Source organism: Streptomyces sp. NPDC054834, assembly GCF_053611185.1.
Window position 1 is genome coordinate 1 of the sequence record NZ_JBSGZV010000109.1, and the last position, 3,860, is coordinate 3,860.

The window sequence follows — 3,860 nt, forward strand, 5'->3', positions numbered from 1 at the left end:
CCCAGCTTCGTACCCGTGCCGTGCGCCTCCACCGCGTCCACGTCCGCCGCCGTCAGCCGGGCGTTGGCCAGGGCCTGCCGGATCACCCGCTGCTGCGAGGGACCGTTCGGCGCGGTCAGGCCGTTGGACGCGCCGTCCTGGTTGACCGCGCTGCCCCGGATGACGGCCAGCACGTCGTGGCCGTTGCGCAGGGCGTCGGAGAGGCGTTCGACGAGGAGCATGCCGACGCCCTCGGAGAATCCGGTGCCGTCGGCGTCGGAGGAGAAGGCGCGGCAGCGGCCGTCGGGGGACAGGCCGCGCTGGCGGCTGAACTCGATGTAGATGCGCGGGGCGGACATGACGGTGACGCCGCCGGCGAGGGCGAGGGAGCACTCACCCTTGCGCAGCGCCTGCACCGCGAGGTGCAGGGCGACGAGGGAGGAGGAGCAGGCCGTGTCGACGGTGATCGCCGGGCCCTCGAGGCCCAGGGTGTAGGCGACACGGCCGGAGGCGACGCTGGTGAGCACGCCGGAGCCGACGTAGCCCTCGACCTCGGCGGGAACGTCGTGCACGCCGGGCGCGTAGTCCTGCGGGATGGCGCCCACGAAGACGCCGGTGTCGGATCCGCGCAGGGCGGCCGGGGTCAGTCCCGCGCGTTCCAGGGTCTCCCAGGAGGTCTCCAGGAGCAGCCGCTGCTGCGGATCCATGGCCAGCGCCTCGCGCGGGCTGATGCCGAAGAAGTCCGCGTCGAACTCGGGGGCGTCGTGGAGGAAACCGCCGTGCCGGGTGTAGGAGTGGCCGGCCGACTCGGGGTCGGGGTCGTAGACGCGTTCCAGGTCCCAGCCGCGGTCGGTGGGGAATTCACCGATGGCGTCGGCGCCTTCGGCGACCAGTTTCCACAGTTCTTCGGGTGATTCCACGCCGCCCGGAAAGCGGCATGCCATGCCGACGATGGCGATCGGCTCGCGGTCCCGCCCCTCGGCATCGGCCAGCCGGCGACGGGTCTGCTGGAGGTCGGCCGTTACACGCTTGAGGTATTCGCGAAGCTTCTCTTCGTTCGGCATGTAAGAGCCATCCCCCTCGGACGATCAGGTGCCGGTGCCGCAGGCGTCGCTGACATGCGCTCACTCGTACGCACCGTCAAACTTTCGCAAGGGGGCTTGGTTTCTTCTTTTCCGGCACTAAAGCGGCTGGTGGCGGGGGTTTTCCGCAGGCCTCTTGGGCCCACGGCCGACTTTTAGTGGCAGTTTAGGAATCATTCATACCCTGCCCGGGAATTTCGCGTGCCCACCGTACGCCCGTAACACGTCCGAGCGGGAGGCCTGTTCCCATGACCGATGGTGAGAATAACGAGGCACCGCCTTTTCCGATGCCCCGCTCCTGCCCTTTCGGCCCCCCTTCGGAATACGCGCGGCTGCGGGCCGAGCGGCCGGTCTCCCAGGTGCGTCTCCAGGACGGCAGGACGGCCTGGCTGCTCACCCGGCACCAGGACGTACGGGACCTGCTGAGCAACTCCGCGACCAGCTCCAACCGGGCGCACCCCGCCTTCCCCGCCACCGTCGCCAACACGCAGGCCTTCGCCCAGAAGGGGTTCCTGCTGTCCATGGACGCCCCGGAGCACGCGCTGCACCGCCGCATGGTGACGGGCGAGTTCACGGCCAACCGCACCCGCAGGCTGCGGCCGCGCATCCAGGAGATCGCGGACGAGTGCGTGGACCGCGTGCTGGCCGCCGGCGCCTCGGGCCGGCCCGTCGACCTGGTGCAGGAGCTGTCGCTGCCGGTCCCCTCGCTGGTGATCTGCGAACTGCTCGGCGTTCCTTACGAGTCACGGAGCCTGTTCCAGAAGAACACCGAGGTGCTGCTCGACCGCACCAGTACGGCGGCGGACCGCGAGGGTGCGTTCGCCGCGCTGCGCACGTTCCTCGGCGAGCTGGTGACCAGTAAGGACACCCAACCGGACGACGCGCTGCTGAGCCGGCTCGCGGTGAAGTACCGCGAGGCGGGCCGCTACGACCACGAGCACCTGACCGGCTTCGCGATGCTGCTCCTGCTCGCCGGGCACGAGACGACGGCGAACATGATCTCCCTGGGCGTCGCCACGCTGCTGGACGGCGACCCGGCCGAGCTCGCCGCGCTCGTCGCCGACCCGTCCCTGATGCCGCAGGCCGTCGAGGAACTGCTGCGTTACCTGAGCATCGTCGACTATCCGACCTCCCGCGTCCTGCTGGAGGACACCGAGGTCGGCGGTGTCCTCATTCGCGCGAACGAGGGGTTCATCGCGTCGGGGGCCGCCGCCAACCACGACCCCGAGGTCTTCCCCGACCCCGATCGGCTCGACCTGCGCCGCAACACGGCCGGCCATGTCGCCTTCGGTTTCGGCGTCCACGCGTGCCTCGGCCAGAACCTGGCCCGCGCGGAGCTGGAGATCGTCTTCAACACCCTCTTCGCCCGCATCCCGGGGCTGCGTCTGGTGACCCCGGTCGACCGACTCCCGTACAAGGACTCGACCGTGTACGGCATCCACACCCTGGAGGTGACCTGGTGACGCTCCGCATCGTCGTCGATCAGGCCGAGTGCTGTGCCTCGTCCATGTGTGTCCTGGTGGCGCCCGATCTCTTCGACCAGCGCGACGAGGACGGCATCGCCTTCGCGCTCCAGCCGGAGCCGGGTCCCGAGCACCACGACGAGGCCCGCGACGCGGCCCGCCGCTGCCCCTCGCTCGCCATCCGGGTCATCGAGGACTGACCGAGGAGTGACCCGAGGAGTGACCCGAGGAGTCACCCGCCCCCTTTCCGCACACTGACGCTCCCGTCCGGCTGCCCCGAAAGGTTCTCCGCAGTGGCCAGCAACGAAGACAAGTTCCGCGAGTACCTCAAGCGGGCGACCGCCGACCTGCGGCAGGCCCGCCGCCAGCTGTCCGAGCTCGACGCGAGGAACCACGAGCCGCTGGCGATCGTGGCCATGGCGTGCCGCTATCCCGGCGGCGTCGACTCGCCCGAGGGACTGTGGAACCTGGTCTCCGACGGGGTGGACGCGGTCGGGGAGTTCCCCTCCGACCGGGGATGGGCTGAGGACCTGTACGACCCCGACCCGGACGCGAAGGGCAAGTCGACCACGCGGAAGGGCGGTTTCCTCTACGACGCCGCCGAGTTCGACCCGGACTTCTTCGGCATCAGCCCGCGCGAGGCCCTGGCCATGGATCCGCAGCAGCGGCTGCTCCTGGAGACCTCCTGGGAGGCACTGGAACGGGCCGGCATCGACCCGCGCACCCTGCGCGGCAGCGACACCGGCGTCTACGCCGGCGTCATGTACAACGACTACGCCTCCCGCCTCACCCCGGCACCGGAGAGCTTCGAGGGCTACCTCGTCAGCGGCAGCCTCGGCAGCGTCGCCTCCGGCCGCGTCGCGTACACCCTCGGTCTGGAGGGCCCGGCGATCACCGTCGACACGGCCTGCTCCTCCTCCCTCGTCGCCCTGCACCTCGCGGTGCAGGCGCTGCGCAAGGGCGAGTGCTCCCTCGCCCTCGCCGGCGGGGTCGCGGTCATGTCGACCCCCAGCACCTTCGTGGAGTTCAGCCGCCAGCGCGGACTCTCCGCCGACGGCCGCTGCAAGGCCTTCGCCGAGTCCGCCGACGGCACCGGCTGGGGCGAGGGCGTCGGCCTCGTCCTGCTGGAGCGCCTCTCCGACGCCCAGCGCAAGGGACACCCCGTCCTCGCCGTGGTCCGCGGCAGCGCCGTCAACCAGGACGGCGCGAGCAGCGGCCTGACCGCGCCGAACGGTCCGTCCCAGCAGCGGGTGATCCGGCAGGCCCTGGCCAACGCCCGGCTGACGGCGGCGGACGTGGACGCGGTGGAGGCGCACGGCACGGGTACGAAGCTGGG

General features: G+C 70.9%; 4 protein-coding genes. 3 read left to right on the forward strand and 1 reads right to left on the reverse strand.

Annotated features, from left to right (window positions below):
- Positions 1-1,043, reverse strand: a 1,043-nt coding sequence (locus ACWGJM_RS48895; RefSeq protein WP_453418259.1) for a beta-ketoacyl synthase N-terminal-like domain-containing protein, incomplete at its 3' end; no start/stop codon positions are given.
- A 266-nt stretch (positions 1,044-1,309) separates the two neighbouring features.
- Here ACWGJM_RS48895 and ACWGJM_RS48900 point away from each other — a divergent pair.
- From ACWGJM_RS48900 to ACWGJM_RS48910, 3 genes are all read left to right on the forward strand, one after another.
- The gene (locus ACWGJM_RS48900) at positions 1,310-2,524 is read left to right on the forward strand and encodes a cytochrome P450 (protein ID WP_453418260.1); all 1,215 of its coding nucleotides are present in this window, start codon (positions 1,310-1,312) and stop codon (positions 2,522-2,524) included.
- Positions 2,521-2,724, forward strand: coding sequence for a ferredoxin (locus ACWGJM_RS48905; protein WP_453418261.1), 204 nt, complete (start codon positions 2,521-2,523; stop codon positions 2,722-2,724). The genes ACWGJM_RS48900 and ACWGJM_RS48905 overlap by 4 nt, the downstream gene beginning before the upstream one ends.
- 93 nt (positions 2,725-2,817) lie before the next feature.
- Positions 2,818-3,860 (forward strand): beta-ketoacyl synthase N-terminal-like domain-containing protein (locus ACWGJM_RS48910; RefSeq protein ID WP_453418262.1); only part of this gene is annotated, 1,043 nt, incomplete at its 3' end.